This is a genomic window from Paenibacillus sp. 453mf (genome assembly GCF_900116105.1).
Lineage (GTDB): Bacteria > Bacillota > Bacilli > Paenibacillales > Paenibacillaceae > Paenibacillus > Paenibacillus provencensis.
On record NZ_FPAC01000004.1, the window covers coordinates 120,918 to 136,699 of the forward strand.

14 protein-coding genes are annotated in these 15,782 nt (G+C 44.7%); 1 reads left to right on the forward strand and 13 read right to left on the reverse strand.

Annotation, left to right across the window (positions count from 1 at the left end):
- Nucleotides 1–5: 5 nt before the first annotated feature.
- The 9 genes from BM415_RS18095 to BM415_RS18135 form a co-directional block, all read right to left on the reverse strand.
- Nucleotides 6–1,964, reverse strand: coding sequence for a DUF2075 domain-containing protein (locus tag BM415_RS18095; protein ID WP_091160431.1), 1,959 nt, complete (start codon nucleotides 1,962–1,964; stop codon nucleotides 6–8).
- 127 nt (nucleotides 1,965–2,091) lie between these two features.
- Complete coding sequence (locus tag BM415_RS18100; protein ID WP_091160433.1) at nucleotides 2,092–2,802, reverse strand: NERD domain-containing protein; 711 nt, start codon at nucleotides 2,800–2,802, stop codon at nucleotides 2,092–2,094.
- A gap of 13 nt (nucleotides 2,803–2,815) precedes the next feature.
- Nucleotides 2,816–3,769 (reverse strand): helix-turn-helix transcriptional regulator, encoded by a 954-nt coding sequence (locus BM415_RS18105; RefSeq protein ID WP_091160435.1) that lies wholly within the window; start codon nucleotides 3,767–3,769, stop codon nucleotides 2,816–2,818.
- Nucleotides 3,770–4,927: 1,158 nt separating this feature from the next.
- The gene (locus BM415_RS18110) at nucleotides 4,928–5,722 is read right to left on the reverse strand and encodes an ABC transporter permease subunit (protein WP_091160436.1); all 795 of its coding nucleotides are present in this window, start codon (nucleotides 5,720–5,722) and stop codon (nucleotides 4,928–4,930) included.
- Between the two features lie 20 nt (nucleotides 5,723–5,742).
- Entirely contained in the window at nucleotides 5,743–6,531 is a 789-nt protein-coding gene (locus BM415_RS18115; RefSeq protein ID WP_244533588.1) for an ABC transporter permease subunit, read from the reverse strand.
- A gap of 12 nt (nucleotides 6,532–6,543) precedes the next feature.
- On the reverse strand, nucleotides 6,544–7,428 hold the full coding sequence (locus BM415_RS18120; RefSeq protein ID WP_091160440.1) for an ABC transporter ATP-binding protein: 885 nt from the start codon (nucleotides 7,426–7,428) through the stop codon (nucleotides 6,544–6,546).
- 292 nt (nucleotides 7,429–7,720) lie between these two features.
- Nucleotides 7,721–7,996, reverse strand: a complete 276-nt coding sequence (locus tag BM415_RS25850) for an ATP-binding cassette domain-containing protein (protein ID WP_280142884.1) — start codon at nucleotides 7,994–7,996, stop codon at nucleotides 7,721–7,723.
- Nucleotides 7,997–8,136: 140 nt separating this feature from the next.
- A complete protein-coding gene (locus BM415_RS18130) occupies nucleotides 8,137–8,664 on the reverse strand; it encodes an ankyrin repeat domain-containing protein (RefSeq protein WP_091160443.1) in 528 nt (175 codons plus the stop codon).
- A 119-nt stretch (nucleotides 8,665–8,783) separates the two neighbouring features.
- The gene (locus tag BM415_RS18135; protein WP_244533552.1) at nucleotides 8,784–9,647 is read right to left on the reverse strand and encodes a helix-turn-helix transcriptional regulator; all 864 of its coding nucleotides are present in this window, start codon (nucleotides 9,645–9,647) and stop codon (nucleotides 8,784–8,786) included.
- 107 nt (nucleotides 9,648–9,754) lie between these two features.
- Here BM415_RS18135 and BM415_RS18140 point away from each other — a divergent pair, with 107 nt between their 5' ends.
- Nucleotides 9,755–10,441, forward strand: a complete 687-nt coding sequence (locus BM415_RS18140) for a lysoplasmalogenase (RefSeq protein ID WP_244533554.1) — start codon at nucleotides 9,755–9,757, stop codon at nucleotides 10,439–10,441.
- Between the two features lie 330 nt (nucleotides 10,442–10,771).
- Here the strand turns inward: BM415_RS18140 and BM415_RS18145 are convergent, their stop codons facing one another.
- From BM415_RS18145 to BM415_RS18160, 4 genes are all read right to left on the reverse strand, one after another.
- Nucleotides 10,772–11,056: a hypothetical protein gene (locus BM415_RS18145; RefSeq protein WP_139237016.1), complete on the reverse strand. Its 285-nt coding sequence runs from the start codon at nucleotides 11,054–11,056 to the stop codon at nucleotides 10,772–10,774.
- A gap of 223 nt (nucleotides 11,057–11,279) precedes the next feature.
- Nucleotides 11,280–13,157, reverse strand: coding sequence for a terpene cyclase/mutase family protein (locus BM415_RS18150; RefSeq protein ID WP_091160448.1), 1,878 nt, complete (start codon nucleotides 13,155–13,157; stop codon nucleotides 11,280–11,282).
- Nucleotides 13,158–13,429: 272 nt separating this feature from the next.
- On the reverse strand, nucleotides 13,430–15,052 hold the full coding sequence (locus BM415_RS18155) for a Na/Pi cotransporter family protein (protein ID WP_091160450.1): 1,623 nt from the start codon (nucleotides 15,050–15,052) through the stop codon (nucleotides 13,430–13,432).
- 245 nt (nucleotides 15,053–15,297) lie between these two features.
- Nucleotides 15,298–15,675: a hypothetical protein gene (locus BM415_RS18160; protein WP_091160452.1), complete on the reverse strand. Its 378-nt coding sequence runs from the start codon at nucleotides 15,673–15,675 to the stop codon at nucleotides 15,298–15,300.
- Nucleotides 15,676–15,782 lie beyond the last annotated feature (107 nt).

The following is a 15,782-nucleotide window of genomic DNA, read 5'->3' on the forward strand; positions in this document are numbered from 1 at the left end:
ATGATTTAAATTTCAGGATTCAGCTTGTACTTATTAGGTTGCTCAGCTGCAATAGCATTTGAATTGCTTAGTAAATATTCGTTACGTCTTGTTGAGTTTGCTAATCGATTAATGAAGTACTTTTCTAGCTCTTTGTCTGTACAAAAAATATAACATCCTTTTTGGCCTCTTGTAAGCAAAGTACGATACGTATTTCTAATAATCTCATCAGCCAATTTCAGTGCTTTTTGAGGGTTGTCTATATAAAGCTTCTTAAGCCCTTTTAGGGAATTATCCGTTTTAGCTCGCTTAGTAAAGTCAGTCTCTACACTTCCTAGCTTGCAAAACATATCATCTCCTATAATGACACCGACGTAATCGAACTCTAACCCTTGTGAAGTGTGAATACAGCCAATCTCATGCACAGAATCTTCATCTATTGCCCAACTGTCCGTGTTCGCTAGATTCCAGCTCATCCCAAACCCATATTCTTCTAAAAGAATATCATGTATATCTGAATTGTATTTTCCTTCCTTGCTCCAATTCCAACAATATCCTGCCAATAGTCGTGCCTTGTTATTTATTCTATTCAGCCTTAGAATCTCATCTCTCATCTCGGACGGATCTGAATAAACTCGGAAGTCATAATCCTTATCTATCATATCAGCGTTTGCTGTTTTTCTTATTTGTAACACATCATCAATCCAGGCAAGATAACCATCAGAACCATTACAACGAAATTGTGATTCTAGCTCCTTAACAGTAATTACTGCTTTGGATTCCGATGCGAAATGCTGAATAGCTTCAACATTTCCTGCATCTTTGAGAGTAACACGCTGTCGTTCATCTATGAAAAACACAGCAAGCTTTGATGCATTAATAATCTCTTTTATTTGATTCTCTCCAAGATTATTGAACATACCAGATTTCTCATTTAATCTATGGGCTTCATCCACTATCAAAACATCAATTTCATTGAACGGAGCATCTATATAACTACCAGAGCTTTTGAATAAATTATCTATATGACTCTTCCTAAAATCCCCTTTTAATTTCTTTGCATAAACAGATCTTGGAGCTGCATTTTTAGTTACATACTGGCACACCATGTTCTGTGCAGTTAGTTCTGCTAGGAGATTTATCGCTAGCACAGACTTACCAGTCCCAGGCCCCCCTTTAACAATAAGCACTTGTTTTTTATTAGATCGAATTGCCTCACTGGCAAGAGACTTTGCTGTCTCAAAAATCACTTTTTGATCATCAATCATGACAAACTCATCGTTTCCTTTTAACATCCCCAATAGTGAGTCTTGAAGCGATTTGGAAGGTCTAATTTTACCCTTCTCTACTTTATACAGGTTTGTTTTGTTGTCGCCATGTTTAATATATTGTTTAATAAAATTGCGTAGTCTCTCTGAATCACCCTTCACAAATACTGGTGCATTATCTATATAAAATTGATATTTTTCATGAACAATTGGATCTTTTGTACCTAAACTCGAGTAGTTATGCAAATATGCACAAGGATACAATTCAATTTTTTCATCCTGTACATTTGAATTATAGTCTTTGATTAAGGCTGCGTAAGACCACGCTTGATAGGATGGATGGACAACCTCTCTTAACCCACCTCCTAATGCTGTTCTTACAATTGCCTCTTTATTATCAACCTTTTCTACCGTCTCCCACTGCTTTAGCTCAATTATCACTATACTTTCACTAAATTCATTACTCCCTGAAATTAAAAAATCTACTCTTTTTGAACTGTAAGGAACTCTAAATTCAATAGCTACTCCTGCGTTTCCTGGGATTTCAGGATCATTTAGAAGCCGATACATATAATTCATAGAATTTTCCCATGAGCGAAGTTCACTCTTTCCAATGCTACCAATCTTATCATGAAAATTGGACATTAAATTATCTACTAATTTATCACGGTATACATCATCTAGAAATTCATTCTTCAAAGCTTCATAAACAATCAAGTTAAATAGTCCCCCTGCCTGTTCGACCTACTGATTTACATTGGTAGAATCCACTCCAGATTGTATCCCACCTTGCCTTACATATGTTTTACCGAGAGACAGTCATTTATAATAGGACTTTTACGATTTAAATAGGCCCCCTCTTGACACCATTTACATGCTGCTCACGCAAAACTGGATCTACTATATTTAATTCTTTTAGCTTCTCTACTATTTCTAAAATTTCAGTCTCGGAAAGCATTGGGCTCTTACCTTCCATTTTTAATCTACTAATCTTCCGTTGAATAAACTCAGATAGCTCTACATCATATATAATCAGCTCATTGGACTGAATCTTTCTGAGCTCCGGATCTACATTAAATCTGCATCTCATCGTAAACGAGATCATCGAGACATAGGGAATTTGAATATCTGGGACATGTGCTTGAAGCGCTTTAATATGCCCATAGTTCTGTTTCAGCGGATTGTAAAGCTTATACCTATTGCTGACGCTCCACTCCCTGTCTCCTTTTTTCCCCTTGATCTCTCCGTTATAATTCTTCGTTTCAATCACGAATATCGCATACGGAGACACGACAACATGATCGATCTGGGAGTAACCAGAACGTGACTTGGGATTCACAAGCATTAAATCACTGATATACCTGCATTCTTGCGGAAGCTGATCCAGCTGAATATTGATCTTGTGCTCCCCAAGCTCACCAATACGTGTGGGAGCTACTTTCGCCTTTGCTTTTACTGATGTGCTCTTATGTTCCTTTTTAACTTCCTTCTTTACTATCTTATTAACTTCTTGCTTCTTCTCACTCTTAAACCAGCTTAATATTTGCTTGAGAATCTTATTCTCCTCCTCATTCCGTGTACAACCGACTCCACTTCTCCAGCCGCTCCCTCATCACTTCCCGGTAACTCACTGGCTCCAGGATCTCTGCATCTGGACCATACTGGCTTAGCCAATTCAGAAACTCTCTGTCATGATTCAGCGTTACCTCAAATAAGAGACTTCCATCCTTCAAATCTTTCATCTTTGGACTAATAAACAGTTCTTCTTCCTTTATGTATCTTGCTACATCAGCGGAGAACTTCACTTTGAAATGAATCTGCTGCTCTCCACGCTCGATGGACCATGTGTTCTTCATATAACTCTTTAAATTGAAATCCCTGCGGTCGAAATGTGTCTCTATCATCTCCATGGAGCGAAAACGGCTTAACCGAAATGTACGAATCTCCTTCGCCTGATGACAATATCCAATCAGATAAAAACGTTGATCCCGTGGAACCAGATAATATGGAGCAATCTCTCGTTCCGTCAGCTCGTTTCGGCTCTGGGTATGGTATTGAACCTTTATCCTTTTTTCCTCCAGAATTGCCTGAATGACCTGCAGCAAGTAATTCGGGGAGTCCTCCCTATAGGCGGGCGACCCCATCTGGATGATATCCGTTACATTCTGGAGCAGCTCCGCATCTTTTCGCTTCTTCCGATAATGAGAGGACATCACTTTGTCGTAAGCACTGTCGAATCCGGGCGGAAGGTTGGTCTGATCCACGAAGGAAGGGAGCATTGTAAACACCAGCTCTTCTTCCTCGGTCCAATTAAATGGAAACATGGCGAAATTCCCTGTAAAAGCGTACCCCTTGCCATACCCAATGTTCGTTATTGGGACCAGCGTGTCCAGTGCCCGCAAATCCCGGTAAATGGTTCTTTCATTCGACTCACACTTCTCAGCCAGCTCCGGAGCCGTTATGCCGGGCCTTGCTTGAATCGCGTGAATAATCTTAAACCAACGAAAAAACTTGTCAGACATAGATCTATACTCCCAGTCATTATAGATTTATCCGAACCACATAATTCAAAAGCTTCATTTATAGTTCATACTTCAGAACTATACTCACTATTATATAGAACAATATGGGAATATGGCATATATTTTTGCAATAAAATGAAAAAAAAGGATGAGTTTCGGCGTAGATCCTGAAATTCTCTCATAATCTCTTCGTTATTGTGAAAAAATGTTTGCGATCAGGTTTAAACCAGCCCCGTTTTCTTTCTCCAACAATTAGATTGATTTAATGTTCAGAGTCCTTTTTGCACTCGGTTAATCCTTTTCCTCTCACTCAGCATCATGATCAGATAGCTCAACACAATTTCCAAACTAAATTCCATCAAGATAAACACACAATTCAGAGCCATATACCCAGTGATTTTTTTCATTATGACAGGACCAAGAGACACTACTTTGTCAGCAAACATGCGTTCTATAAATAAAACAAAAAAGCCCTGATTCCTCAGGACTACAGGGTATAATATGGTTGCACAATACGCCTAGGTGGGTGGGTCTTCCTCCGGAAAGGAGGTGAGGCTAATGCACTTCTCTTTTGCCGATATGTTGCTGTTCGCTGGCTTTATTATAGAGTTACTGACATACATCGATTCAAAAAAGAAGTGACCCCTTAGGTTTGGCAACCGGGTCACTTCTTCCGACTTATAACATCACTCGGAGGAGTTCCCACCAAGCTATTGTGCTGAGGACGGACGGCCATCCGTCCTTATTTCTATTGTTATGATAACATAACTGGATTATACAGGCAATTTCTTTAGGGTTACGTGCTACTTCTATTAAAGACAACAATAAGCCCTGATTTCTCAGGACTACATGGTATAATATGGTTGTACGATACGCCTAGGTGGGCGGGTCTTCCTCCGGAAAGGAGGTGAGGCTCATGCACTTCTCTTTTGCCGATATGTTATTGTTCGCTGGCTTTATCATAGCGTTACTGACATACATCGATTCAAAAAAGAAGTGACCCCTTAGGTTTCCGCACCTGGGTCACTTCTTCGGCCTTTAGTACACACTCGGAGGAGTTCCCACCAAGCTATTGTGCTGAGGACGGCTGCGAACCGTCCTTATTTCTATTGTTATGATAACATAACTGGATTATACAGGCAATTTCTTAGTGTGAACTTACACCATCAAATTCCGCTTTCGGAAGGCCGTAAAGGTGACGATAAGCAAGACTGCAATGATAAGCACAGACAGAAGAACGTAGATAAGATCAAGTCCTCCTCCGTACATCATCTCCTTGGCCTCAAAATACTTGAACGGCGTAAAGTACTTCAAGCCTTCAAGTCTCTCATTCAGATCAATAGCTATGGATAAGATGAACGCAGCGAGCAAAATACCTGATGATGTAGATGCCGCCTGCTTCACACGCTTGGACACTGAGGCGAGCGTCGTGCCGACGAGGAGAAAGATGATCTGAAGAAAGAGCATACCGATCATTAGAACAGCAATATCGTCATTTACCTGCTCTCCGTTATTGTACATACCGACAATCAGAATGCTCGATTCCCAGGTCACAAGATTAAGGATGAAAATTTGCAGCAGCGACGCCAATATTTTCGCGGATATGATCGCATTTCTGGACAAGGGCTTGGTGAATAGGAACTCCGCCGTTCTGTCCTGCTCCTCTTTGGCAATAATATTGGCTCCGAGGGTTACGGCATGAATGGTGACTGCGAAGAACAGGTACAGCATAAGCATTCCATAATATCCGCTTGCCTTCGACAGATCATAGGCACCCGCCCCCATTAGAGCTTGAAGGGATTCAGGCATACCTTCGATCACCTGATTCAGTTCGCCTCCGGCAGCTGTCCCTTCGAACTTATTCATTCCACTCACTAATAGCAGCACAATGCCGATGCTCCAGAACAGCAGGCTCTTGCTGTACGCTTTCGTTTCTCTCCAAAATATGTTCATGATCTCACCCTCCCGTACAGCTAGGCAGAAATGTCCCTTCTTATATAGATGTGGTAACAGACAGCAGTACATAAAATAACGATTCCCGCAGCGGCGATTATATAAAAGGTTTCATAGCTTGCCGTCTCCAAGACCCGTTTTGTGTCAAAATATTTGAACGGTGACAAGTACCGCTTCAGCCCTCCCTCGTCACCAGACACCAGCATCCCAATGATATAAAATACGAGCACCGTCGTAAGAGATACAGGAAGAACCCCTTTAATTCTCGGCAGCAGCACGGAAGCGATGAGCCCAAGACCAACAAACATCAGCTGAACAAACAGCAGTGTAATGGAGATCATGATGTACAATTTCACATCGTAAGCACCAGATTGAAGCTGTTCAGCCATAAGCCAGGAAGCAGCAAGATACAGCACATTGGTCAGCAAGATCGATACGAATGCAGCCAGCAGCTTAGACGTGAGCACCCTGGTTCGAGTCTCCGGCTTCGTCAGGAGGAAATCGGCGGTTCTCTCCCGGGTTTCCCGGGATACGACCGACATGCCCAGCAGCATCGCCTGAATCGCTCCGCACAGCGTAATGTACATAAATATATAAGTGTAGAACCCGAGAAACGTACCCATGCTTTCAATGTGAATACCGAACGCCTGCCTGAACGGTTCTGGATACCCCTCAAGAATCTGCGCAAAGGCATCGAACTCTCTTGAGATGGATGGGAATAAGGAGAGGAGGAATACCATAACGCCAATGATGGACAAGGACCAGATCAGCAGTGATTTACGATAAGACTTCAGTTCAAAGAGAAACATATTCACCTTGAATCAAGCCTCCCTGTCATAGTAATGCATGAAGATTTCTTCGAGATTCGGCTCCTCGATCCATAGATTATCCATTTCGATATAAGCCAGCCTCTGCAGGATCTGATTCAAATTTCCCTTGAACAAAAACCGTGTGATGCTCCCCTCTGCCGTAATATGACTTACACCGTCCATATCCAGCTGCTGCGGGTCCAGAGAAACTGCCGTTTCAATCGCAAACTTTTTGTAATTGCTCTCCTTGAGAGCGCTGATCTTCTCCACGGTTACGATCCTTCCTTCTTTAATGATCGCCACCCGGTTACACAGCCGCTGAACTTCGCTCAAGATATGGGAGGAAAATAAGATCGAAGCCCCTCGTCCGTTCTCCTCCTTCAATAGTTCGAAGAACGTATGCTGCATCAGCGGGTCAAGTCCACTCGTCGGCTCATCGAGGATAAGTAATTGGGGACTGTGAAGAAGTCCTTGGACGATACCTACCTTCTTCTTGTTGCCGAGTGACAGATTCTCGATCTTCTTGCTGAGGTCCAAGTCCATCCGCTCCGCGAGCTCCTTCATGCGTTTCGTACAATCCTTCTTGTAGAAGCTGGCCGAATACTTGAGTATATCCACGACCCTCATATGATCGTAATAGAAAACCTCCGCTGGCAGATATCCGATCTCCTTCTTAATCTCCGAGCTGTGACGAATGCAGTCCTTTCCGAAGATCGAGGCTGTACCGCTTGTGGGATAGATGAGAGCCAGCAGTGTCCGGATCGTTGTTGATTTGCCGGCCCCGTTCGGCCCAATAAAACCAAAGATTTCGCCTTCCTCAATCGAAAAGCTCACATCAATAATCCCTCTTGCCTTGCCGTATTGCTTGGTCAGATGCTGAATCTCAACCGCATTCATACGTCATCTCCTCCGCTCTTTCCCTGCAACATGATTTCTGATCAAATCATAAGGGATACCTACATTGAGGGTAAAATCAGACAGTCGGCGAATTTGCCTTGATTTCGTCTTTAGAGCAGATTTATAGCAGAATTGTGCAAAGGTTGAGGATGATTGAGCGCTATGCTTTGTTTTACTCTACTTCTCATCGCAGATTGAGATTATAAAAAAAAGTGACCCTACAGGATTCCACACCTGGGTCACTTCACTTTGCTTCACTTCATTGCACTTTACTCCACTATACTTCTCAGTATCATCCATTGTTGAGAGAAGCTCGATCGAATTGGAAACCTTCTGTGAGCGGATCCAGCGCTGACGTAATCTCATCGGCTACGAGCAGCCGGGGAGACATCGTCAAGGCTCTTGCAATGGCAATTCGCTGCTTCTGTCCACCAGAGCACTCTGCCGGATACCGCTCCATAAAGTCAAAAGTCAGCTTTACCTTGGTAAGCAGCGCTGCTGCCTGCTCATAGGCCTGCTGCTTCGAGCATCCGCTCAGCCGAAGCGGCTCTGAGATAATGTCCTTCACTTTCCAGTAACTGCTCTTTAAGCCAATTGAGGCTCTACTACCCTTCCGTCATGATGAACGATGATATGATTCTCAGCGGCCGGAATATCATGCGAAATAGCATGGTTTTTTTGTACCAATTTTGTATTTGATCAATAGTGTCATTGCTGCTTCGATATAATCTGCCTAAGCATCTCCGCCACCCTCTGATTCCCCTGTCCATCCGCAATTTGAAGCGCGGTTTCTCCTTCCGGAGTGAGTTTGTCCCATTCAGCCCCATGCTCCAGCAGCAACTGTATCATCTCTAGGCTATCCGCATGATACGCAGCCGAATGCAGCGGGGTGTGTCCATTACTATCCACAATGCGCGGATCTGCCCCACGGGCTAGAAGAAGACGGATGATCTCAAGACTTCGTTCCCCTGCAATGGTAGCATGCAGCGCCGTATTGGAGGGAATATATGAAATTTGGGAGTGAGTGACGGCATTAACCTCAACTCCGTACTCAAGCAGAGCCTGTACGATTTCCGTAAAACCTAGATGTCCAGCATAAGCAAGCGGTGTTAGTCCATCTTCATTCTCTGTATTAGCGAGATGGGGCTGCTCTTCAAGCAGCCCCAGTACTTTTGCCGTGTCCCCAGCGATCAACGCCTTAAACAAGTCCGATATTTTCAGGTTTACCATTTCCATATGCTCCGTCATCTCCCGGCATTATAGTTTTAACTGACTTTTCTCCAATGTAAGAAATAGAAATCAGCTTATCTTGCTTACAGCGTAACTCAATATGTAACTTGTCTGCTTATCGAAAATCACTTTTTTTGCCTGAATGCAATCGGAGAAATGCCATACCACTTCGAGAACAATAAACTAAAGGAGCTTGGGCTCTGAAAGCCTACCTCCATGCAAATTTCCGTGACTGTCAGGTTGGTAGTGCGCAGCATTTTTCTAGCCTCTTGAAGCCTGCGCTCTGTTAAATACTTATGCGGGCTCCTTCCAAATAGCTGCTTATAGCTTCGTAGAAAATGATTGCCAGACATGCATGCCGCCACAGCCGAGTCTTGGATGGTGATCTGTCTGTTAAAGTAAGCGGAGAGATATTCATGACCGATCTGTACTCTTCGGTAGAGCTCCGCTCGGGTAGAAGATTTAATGGATGTCAGCCTTTGTCTTTCATAATGTACCTTTTGATGGTCCTTGAGCAGGACCGAGCCCAGCTCATGAAGCCTCTCTTCCATCCACACTGGATCATGGCGAAAGTGCACATAAGCGCCTTTCAGTCGTTTAAGCAGTATGGACATGTGCTGGTTCGTATAGGTTTTTTCCATAAAGCTTGTGGTGCTGTCTCCTGAGTCAAAGGGATCTTCCAGCAGCAGTTCCGGTGGCAGCATTAATGTACGCTTCAGGTCCTCGATTCCTTCCTCCGTGATAAAGACACAAAAGGATTCTACCGGTTCTCTGCTCTCAATCGTGATGGAGTATTCTTGACCTTGGTTTAACAACAAATATTTCTCTTCCTCTACGGCATAGGTTCCCTGCCCGGTTTCGTACAATGCTCGTCCATTCGAAAAAGTCTTAAGCGACAGCCTTCCGCTCCCTTGGAAGTAGAATTCATTACTTACTTCGTGCAAAATAGAGATCGTCTGCGGCCTAGGAATCAGGTAATTGAGCATCATGGTCTCCTCTCTTTTCATTCACTAATTTACCATGACTTTCCTAACGATCTAATATAATATCTATATGAATTTGCTAATTTAAACCCTTTCATAAGGAGTGTCTCTACATGATGTACGTTTGGAGAAAATGGTTCTTGCCTCTTCTCATCCTCATGATGAGCCTATTATACATCTTCTTCATTCCGGAAGATCCATTCGGTGTAAAATTACTATTTAAGCTGATTCCGATGGGGCTCATTATTCTATATGCATATCTGCAGTTCCCTGCGGATCGACGTCCTTCTCATTGGCTGCTGCTCGCAGGCCTGCTCTTCTGCATGCTCGGTGACGGCTTACTGCCGATATGGTTCGTGTTCGGGCTGGGCACGTTTCTCGTCGGCCATCTGTTTTACCTGGCAGCTTTTCTCGGCTTATGGCGGTTCTCGTGGGTCCGCTTGTTAAGTCTAATTCCCATTGGCATCTATGCCTGGTTTATGGGCGGAAAGCTTGCAGGTGATATTGGAGCATCAGCCGAGTTTACCGGGCTGGTTATTCCCGTCATGATATATGTCACTGTCATTTCGCTCATGCTGTGGTCTGCTATGATGACAGGCAGTGTATGGGCGATGATTGGTAGCCTGCTGTTTGTGATTTCGGACTCTATTTTAGCTTGGAATATGTTTATAGAAGACATTCCCGACGCCGGTGTGCTGATTATGACGACATACTATGCCGCTCAGTTTATGATTGCGCGAAGTATCAGGTCTTTCACAAGAACAACGGGCTCACTCCTAAAGGTGAAGATTAAATATTGAAGATTATTTTCGCGCAATTATGCTTTGTCTTCTAGTACTATACAGTCTGATTCATTAGCTGGGCGATCCCTTCTTCATAAGAACTGTATGCCACAAAAGAAATTACGTAAATCTAAAGTACTACCTTATAGCACGAAAAAAAGACCCGAGTATTATTCGCACAGAGGATCCCCTCCAGCTCAATATAATAGTATGCTCCCTATAAGCTGGCCGTGGATTGGGTATGTAAACAAAATTTTCTCTATATGGTTTTGTTACTGACTTTCTCCAGTTTACTTGTTAGGAAGAAAAAAGACTGTCCTCCCAGACAGTCCTTCCTTGAAACGCCACTTATCTTCTGCCCCACACCATGTTCCACATTTGTTTGCGGTGGTACCGGTTTTGAGGGTCTACGCCGCAGGTCATCAGCCACTGTGCAGCATTCTCCCGTTGATAAGGAGTAACAGGTACGTTAAGACACCGGGACAGCTCATCGATCATTCCGCAGCATCTTCCATGATGTCTTAGGTCCTCACAGCGCTTCGAGCATAAAATGCCGCACACCTGGTGAAAATGTCTTGGGTTTTTCATCTTACGACGAAATGTTCCCATCAGCTCCGGATCGAGATTGGCCATACTGAAATCTCCCTTCGTATACGCTTGTATTCTCGTCAGAGGAACAGCAAGAAGCTTCTTCGATTCAATGACGATAATTAACAATATGCTTGGCAAGCGAAAAGGACAGGGCGTGTGTCTCTCCAAATTTTAAAAATGGGTAGATTCCGCTCGAATGATATACTAGCTTAAATTTACAATTGCATTTGAAATTGCATTTGAAATTGCCTTTGAAATTGGATTTTTAATTGTACTTCTTCACATAGTGGCTCATAGTGAGCAGCGGCCAGACGCGCGGGTAGCTGTGATAATAAATGTAAAAATGCCCCGGTAGTCCTGCTCCGGTTGGATAAGTAGACCGCTGATCCCCTGCTCTGCCCCACTCTATGAGATTCTTTATGCTATCGTCCATTTCCTGAACAGGATAATTATAGACCGAGATCAGCGTGTCCAATGCCCAGGCGGTATGCACTACGGTAGAGTAGGGAGCGGGCTTATATCTCCGCAGAACATCGCTCGCACAGGATTCCCCCCATCCGCCATCTGGCTGCCGGATGCTCCACAGCCAATTCACTGCCTTCTGAATCGCAGGATGATCGGGGTGTATACCTGCTGCTCTCAACCCCGTCACGGCAGCCCATGTTCCATATATATAGGACACACCCCATCTTCCATACCACGATCCATCCCTATTCTGCTGCTTCAGGAGCCAGCTTACCGCATCTTGAACCCGTGAGTGGGACAGACTGAGCCCCATATGACTTCCCAAGAACTCCATTACCCGCCCGGTAATATCTGCACAGGAGGGGTCTGCCGCTGTATCGACAAAGTTCGGAATGCGAAACAGCCTGACCACAGCTGCTGTACTGTTCTTCTCGAAGGCCGCCCACCCTCCATCCTTATTCTGCATATGGAATAGGTACTGTACACCCGACCTCCATGCCCTGCGGCAGACCCCGTCTCCCTGCCCAGACAACCGGCTGAGTGCCCTCAGCACGGCCTGTGTATCATCCACATCGGGATTAACTGAGTTGCTCTCCGAGAATCCCCAGCCCCCTGGATATGAGCTTCTCTGATTCGGCATAATCCCCCTTGGCAGCTGCAAAGGCAGCAGGTAACGTATCGCCCGGCTTACCGCCACATCCTGCGGATCTGCTCCAGCCTCCTGCATCACATAGCTGATCAGCGCCGTATCCCAGACCGTGGATGGAGAATTCTGAATATGAAGCTCAGGCTCATCAGCTGAGATCAAACAGCTGAAGCTCTTCAGCCCATCTACCGCCTGCTGAATGATTGGTGATTCGCGCTTGTATCCTGCAGCAAGCAGGGCATAAATCATAAAAAAGGTACTGCTGGCGTAGCTATACTGCGACCCGTCTTCTTCGATATTTTGAATGATATACTGCTCTGCTTTTTGAAGGGCCGCTTTCGTGTAAGAACGATGTCCATGCCCCATCTTCTCAGAGCCTGGAGTCTGCTTTTTTCGATGCCGTCTTCGTAATTTTTCGTATTTATCTGTCACAAATAAATGAAAGAGATTCATATCGGAGGAAGGAGAAATGGAGAACTTGTGATAACCGAGGATGAGGATAGAGGCAAAATGTGAACGCACATAAGAGCTCCAGCGGTGAAAGCTTAACGGACTGAACCTTGGCAGCTGGATGAGATAGAGCGGAACCGGATACACCGCAGGCCATGGATACAGCCCATTCAGCGCAAGCATGAACTTGGTAGAAATATGGGCTCCCTCTACACCGCCATGTGCGACTATATATGCCTCTGCCCGCTTCATCATCGGATCGCTGCGCTCACCATATCCTGAGAGCAGAAGTGCCGTGTAAGCTTCGACAGTGGAAGACAAGTGACCTTCATCATCGTCATGCAGCTGCCATGCCCCGCTGATTGACTGACGATTCTTCAGCCGCTGAACGAGCGGTACCACTAGCTCATCCTCCATCTCCATCACTGTCAGAAGAATAATCATATATGCATCGGTCATCGGTCCCGTCTCAAACGGAAGCCTCCACGAACCGTCATCCTCCTGGAGACGTTGAAGATTGCTGATTCGTTCACTGATCTCTGCTCTCAGCCGGTGTAATATAGGTCTTTCCTGATCGTTCATACCCCCGCCCCTCTTCTTGTCATGCAGCTTCGTTCATCGTGAGCTGTTCCTTGTTTGCATACTATGATGAGAATAAGGATTGGCGAGCGGTTCATGCCTAGAGGGCCCTACCCAGAATTCAGATTTCTGAATTGCAAATAACTGACTTTGACCCTAAGCATGCATACAAAAAAAGCACCTCTCTTACCACTAATTGTTTGCAGTGAATAAGAGAAGCACTTTATCATTTAATAAATTATTATGCTGACAGCTCGAATGCCACTTAAGGAAGCTTAATGCTGCTCGTGGAGTACAAACTGAGCGATATTTTTGCTATGATCCCCGATCCGCTCAAGATTGGTCAGGATATCCAGGTAGATAGCTCCCGTTCCTCCGGAACAGAGATTCTGGTTCAGGCGCTGGATATGATTCTTGCGGAATTTCACTTCAAGCTCATCCAGCTGGCTCTCATGATCCAGAACAGCTCGCGCCGCTTCTTCATTCTGATGCTCCAGCGCGATAATCGCCTGTTCTACGGCTTGATCTGCGAGTTCGATCATTTCCGTGAGCTCAGCAGTTGCCTCCTTGGAGAATTCCAGCTTGTTCGTAATACTATACTCAGCAAGCTCGACCATATTCTCCGCATGGTCTCCAATCCGCTCAATATCGCTGACCGTCTGGAACCAGCCTGTCGCTTTCTCCGTTTCGCCTGCAGCAAGACCATCATTATTCTGATGAATCTTAATAATATAATCTGTAATTTTACGGTTCAGCTCATTAATGAGCTCTTCTTTTTGCAGCGCAAGTTCGGCAAGATTGTTGTCCTTCTTAAGGAAATAACCTGTTGCGTCCTGCAAAGACTCACGTGCAAATTGCCCCATACGAACAATTTCGTGCTGTGCTTGTCCTAGCGCTAAGGCTGGAGTTGCAAGCAAACGGTCATCCAGATAAATCGCCTTGAACTGGATCTCCTGTAACTTACCAGGAACCGCCTTCGTTACAATCCAGGCGAGTACCGGAATTAGCGGGAGGAAGATCAGTGTATTCGTTACGTTAAATATACCGTGCGCATAAGCAATCTGCATCCGGATGTTGACACCTTCTCCGATCCAGAGCACGGCTGCATGCACCACGGGAAGCAGTATAAGGAAGATAATCGAGCCGACCACGTTAAAGATTACATGGACGAGCGCAGTTCTCTTCGCCGCTACCGTAGCTCCGATAGATGCGAGAACCGCAGTAATTGTCGTCCCGATGTTGTCTCCGAACAGAATTGGCAGCGCACCTTGAAGGCTGATCATGCCCTCATCCGCAATCGTCTGCAAGATCCCGATGGTTGCGCTTGAGCTCTGGACAATAATCGTAAAGACCGTACCGACAATAAGTCCGAGAATCGGCTGATCTGACAGCTGTACCATGAAATCTGTGAATACCGGCATTTCCCGAAGCGGCTTAAGACCTCCGCTCATGGTCGATAGACCAAGGAACAAGGTACCGAATCCAAAAATAATTTGCCCGATATACTGGAAACGCTTTTTGTTAAAGAAGAACAAGAAGAATGCGCCGATAGCAATAATCGGTAAAGCATATTCCTCAATCTTGATCCCGACGATGAATGCGGTCATCGTTGTTCCGATATTCGCACCCATAACAACCCCAATGGCCTGACGAAGCGTCATCAGCCCTGCATTCACAAGACCAATGGCCATGACGGTCGTCCCTGAAGACGACTGAATCAGAATCGTGACTCCAATCCCGAACAGCACCCCAAGAATAGGGTTAGATGTATACTTCTCCAGCAAGCCGCGCATTTTGTCGCCGGCTGATTTCTGCAGGCCGTCCGACATATACTTAATACCGAACAGGAATATCCCTAATCCCCCGATAAATTTAAACAAAATATCCTGCCAATCCAATGGTGCAGATCCTCCTTAAAGAGCTATATTTCAAATAAAAACGAACTATACTAATTTAGCACATTCCTGAAGAGAGATAAACTGTCTAACTATTGACATATTCCGACAAAAAAAGAGCTGTCAAGTTTTATCCAAGGTGGATGAGACTTGAACGCTCTTTGACTTCGATAGATCAGGCCTACTTCTTCGTTAAAAGGGGATTTGCCTTATCGAATATATTGTGTGCTTTATCTCGGAGATATAGTCTACGATTGTGGCTTTAATACAAACGACTCTTCCTGTCCATCCCATTTAATCTTCACCAGAAGCTCAGCTTCTTTCCGTGTCACAGAACAGCCGGAACAGCTTCTGGACATTGTGACCCTCCGGGAATTGTATTCCTCGGCCTTGAATATATTCTTCTTATCATCTGCATAAACCTCCAAGTTAGAGAAATGAACCTCTTGCGGTCCCCCCAGCTTATACTCGAATATGAAATCTCCATCTTCGCTGGACTCACCGATTATTGCCGTGTATTTACCTGTCCAATGATCACTTTCCCCTACAAAAGAAATCTCCTCTGACTGAGTACACCCCATCAACAGCAGCATCAGAATAACAGCAGCGATAGTCATATATTTCATAATTCGCCCTCCAGCTTATACTCACATCACTTATGAGTAGGATACGAATTTTCCAGGAAATGATTTCAAAAAAAATACTCCTTCCCCATCAGCTTGGACGGACAAAG

Coding starts and splice junctions, on each gene's coding strand:
- BM415_RS18105 (WP_091160435.1), bottom strand. CDS start 3,769: ATGTCTGACAAGTTTTTTCGTTGGTTTAAGATTATTCACGCGATTCAA.
- BM415_RS18110 (WP_091160436.1), bottom strand. CDS start 5,722: ATGAACATATTTTGGAGAGAAACGAAAGCGTACAGCAAGAGCCTGCTG.
- BM415_RS18115 (WP_244533588.1), bottom strand. CDS start 6,531: ATGTTTCTCTTTGAACTGAAGTCTTATCGTAAATCACTGCTGATCTGG.
- BM415_RS18120 (WP_091160440.1), bottom strand. CDS start 7,428: ATGAATGCGGTTGAGATTCAGCATCTGACCAAGCAATACGGCAAGGCA.
- BM415_RS18130 (WP_091160443.1), bottom strand. CDS start 8,664: ATGGAAATGGTAAACCTGAAAATATCGGACTTGTTTAAGGCGTTGATC.
- BM415_RS18135 (WP_244533552.1), bottom strand. CDS start 9,647: ATGATGCTCAATTACCTGATTCCTAGGCCGCAGACGATCTCTATTTTG.
- BM415_RS18140 (WP_244533554.1), top strand. CDS start 9,755: ATGATGTACGTTTGGAGAAAATGGTTCTTGCCTCTTCTCATCCTCATG.
- BM415_RS18145 (WP_139237016.1), bottom strand. CDS start 11,056: ATGGCCAATCTCGATCCGGAGCTGATGGGAACATTTCGTCGTAAGATG.
- BM415_RS18150 (WP_091160448.1), bottom strand. CDS start 13,157: ATGAACGATCAGGAAAGACCTATATTACACCGGCTGAGAGCAGAGATC.
- BM415_RS18160 (WP_091160452.1), bottom strand. CDS start 15,675: ATGAAATATATGACTATCGCTGCTGTTATTCTGATGCTGCTGTTGATG.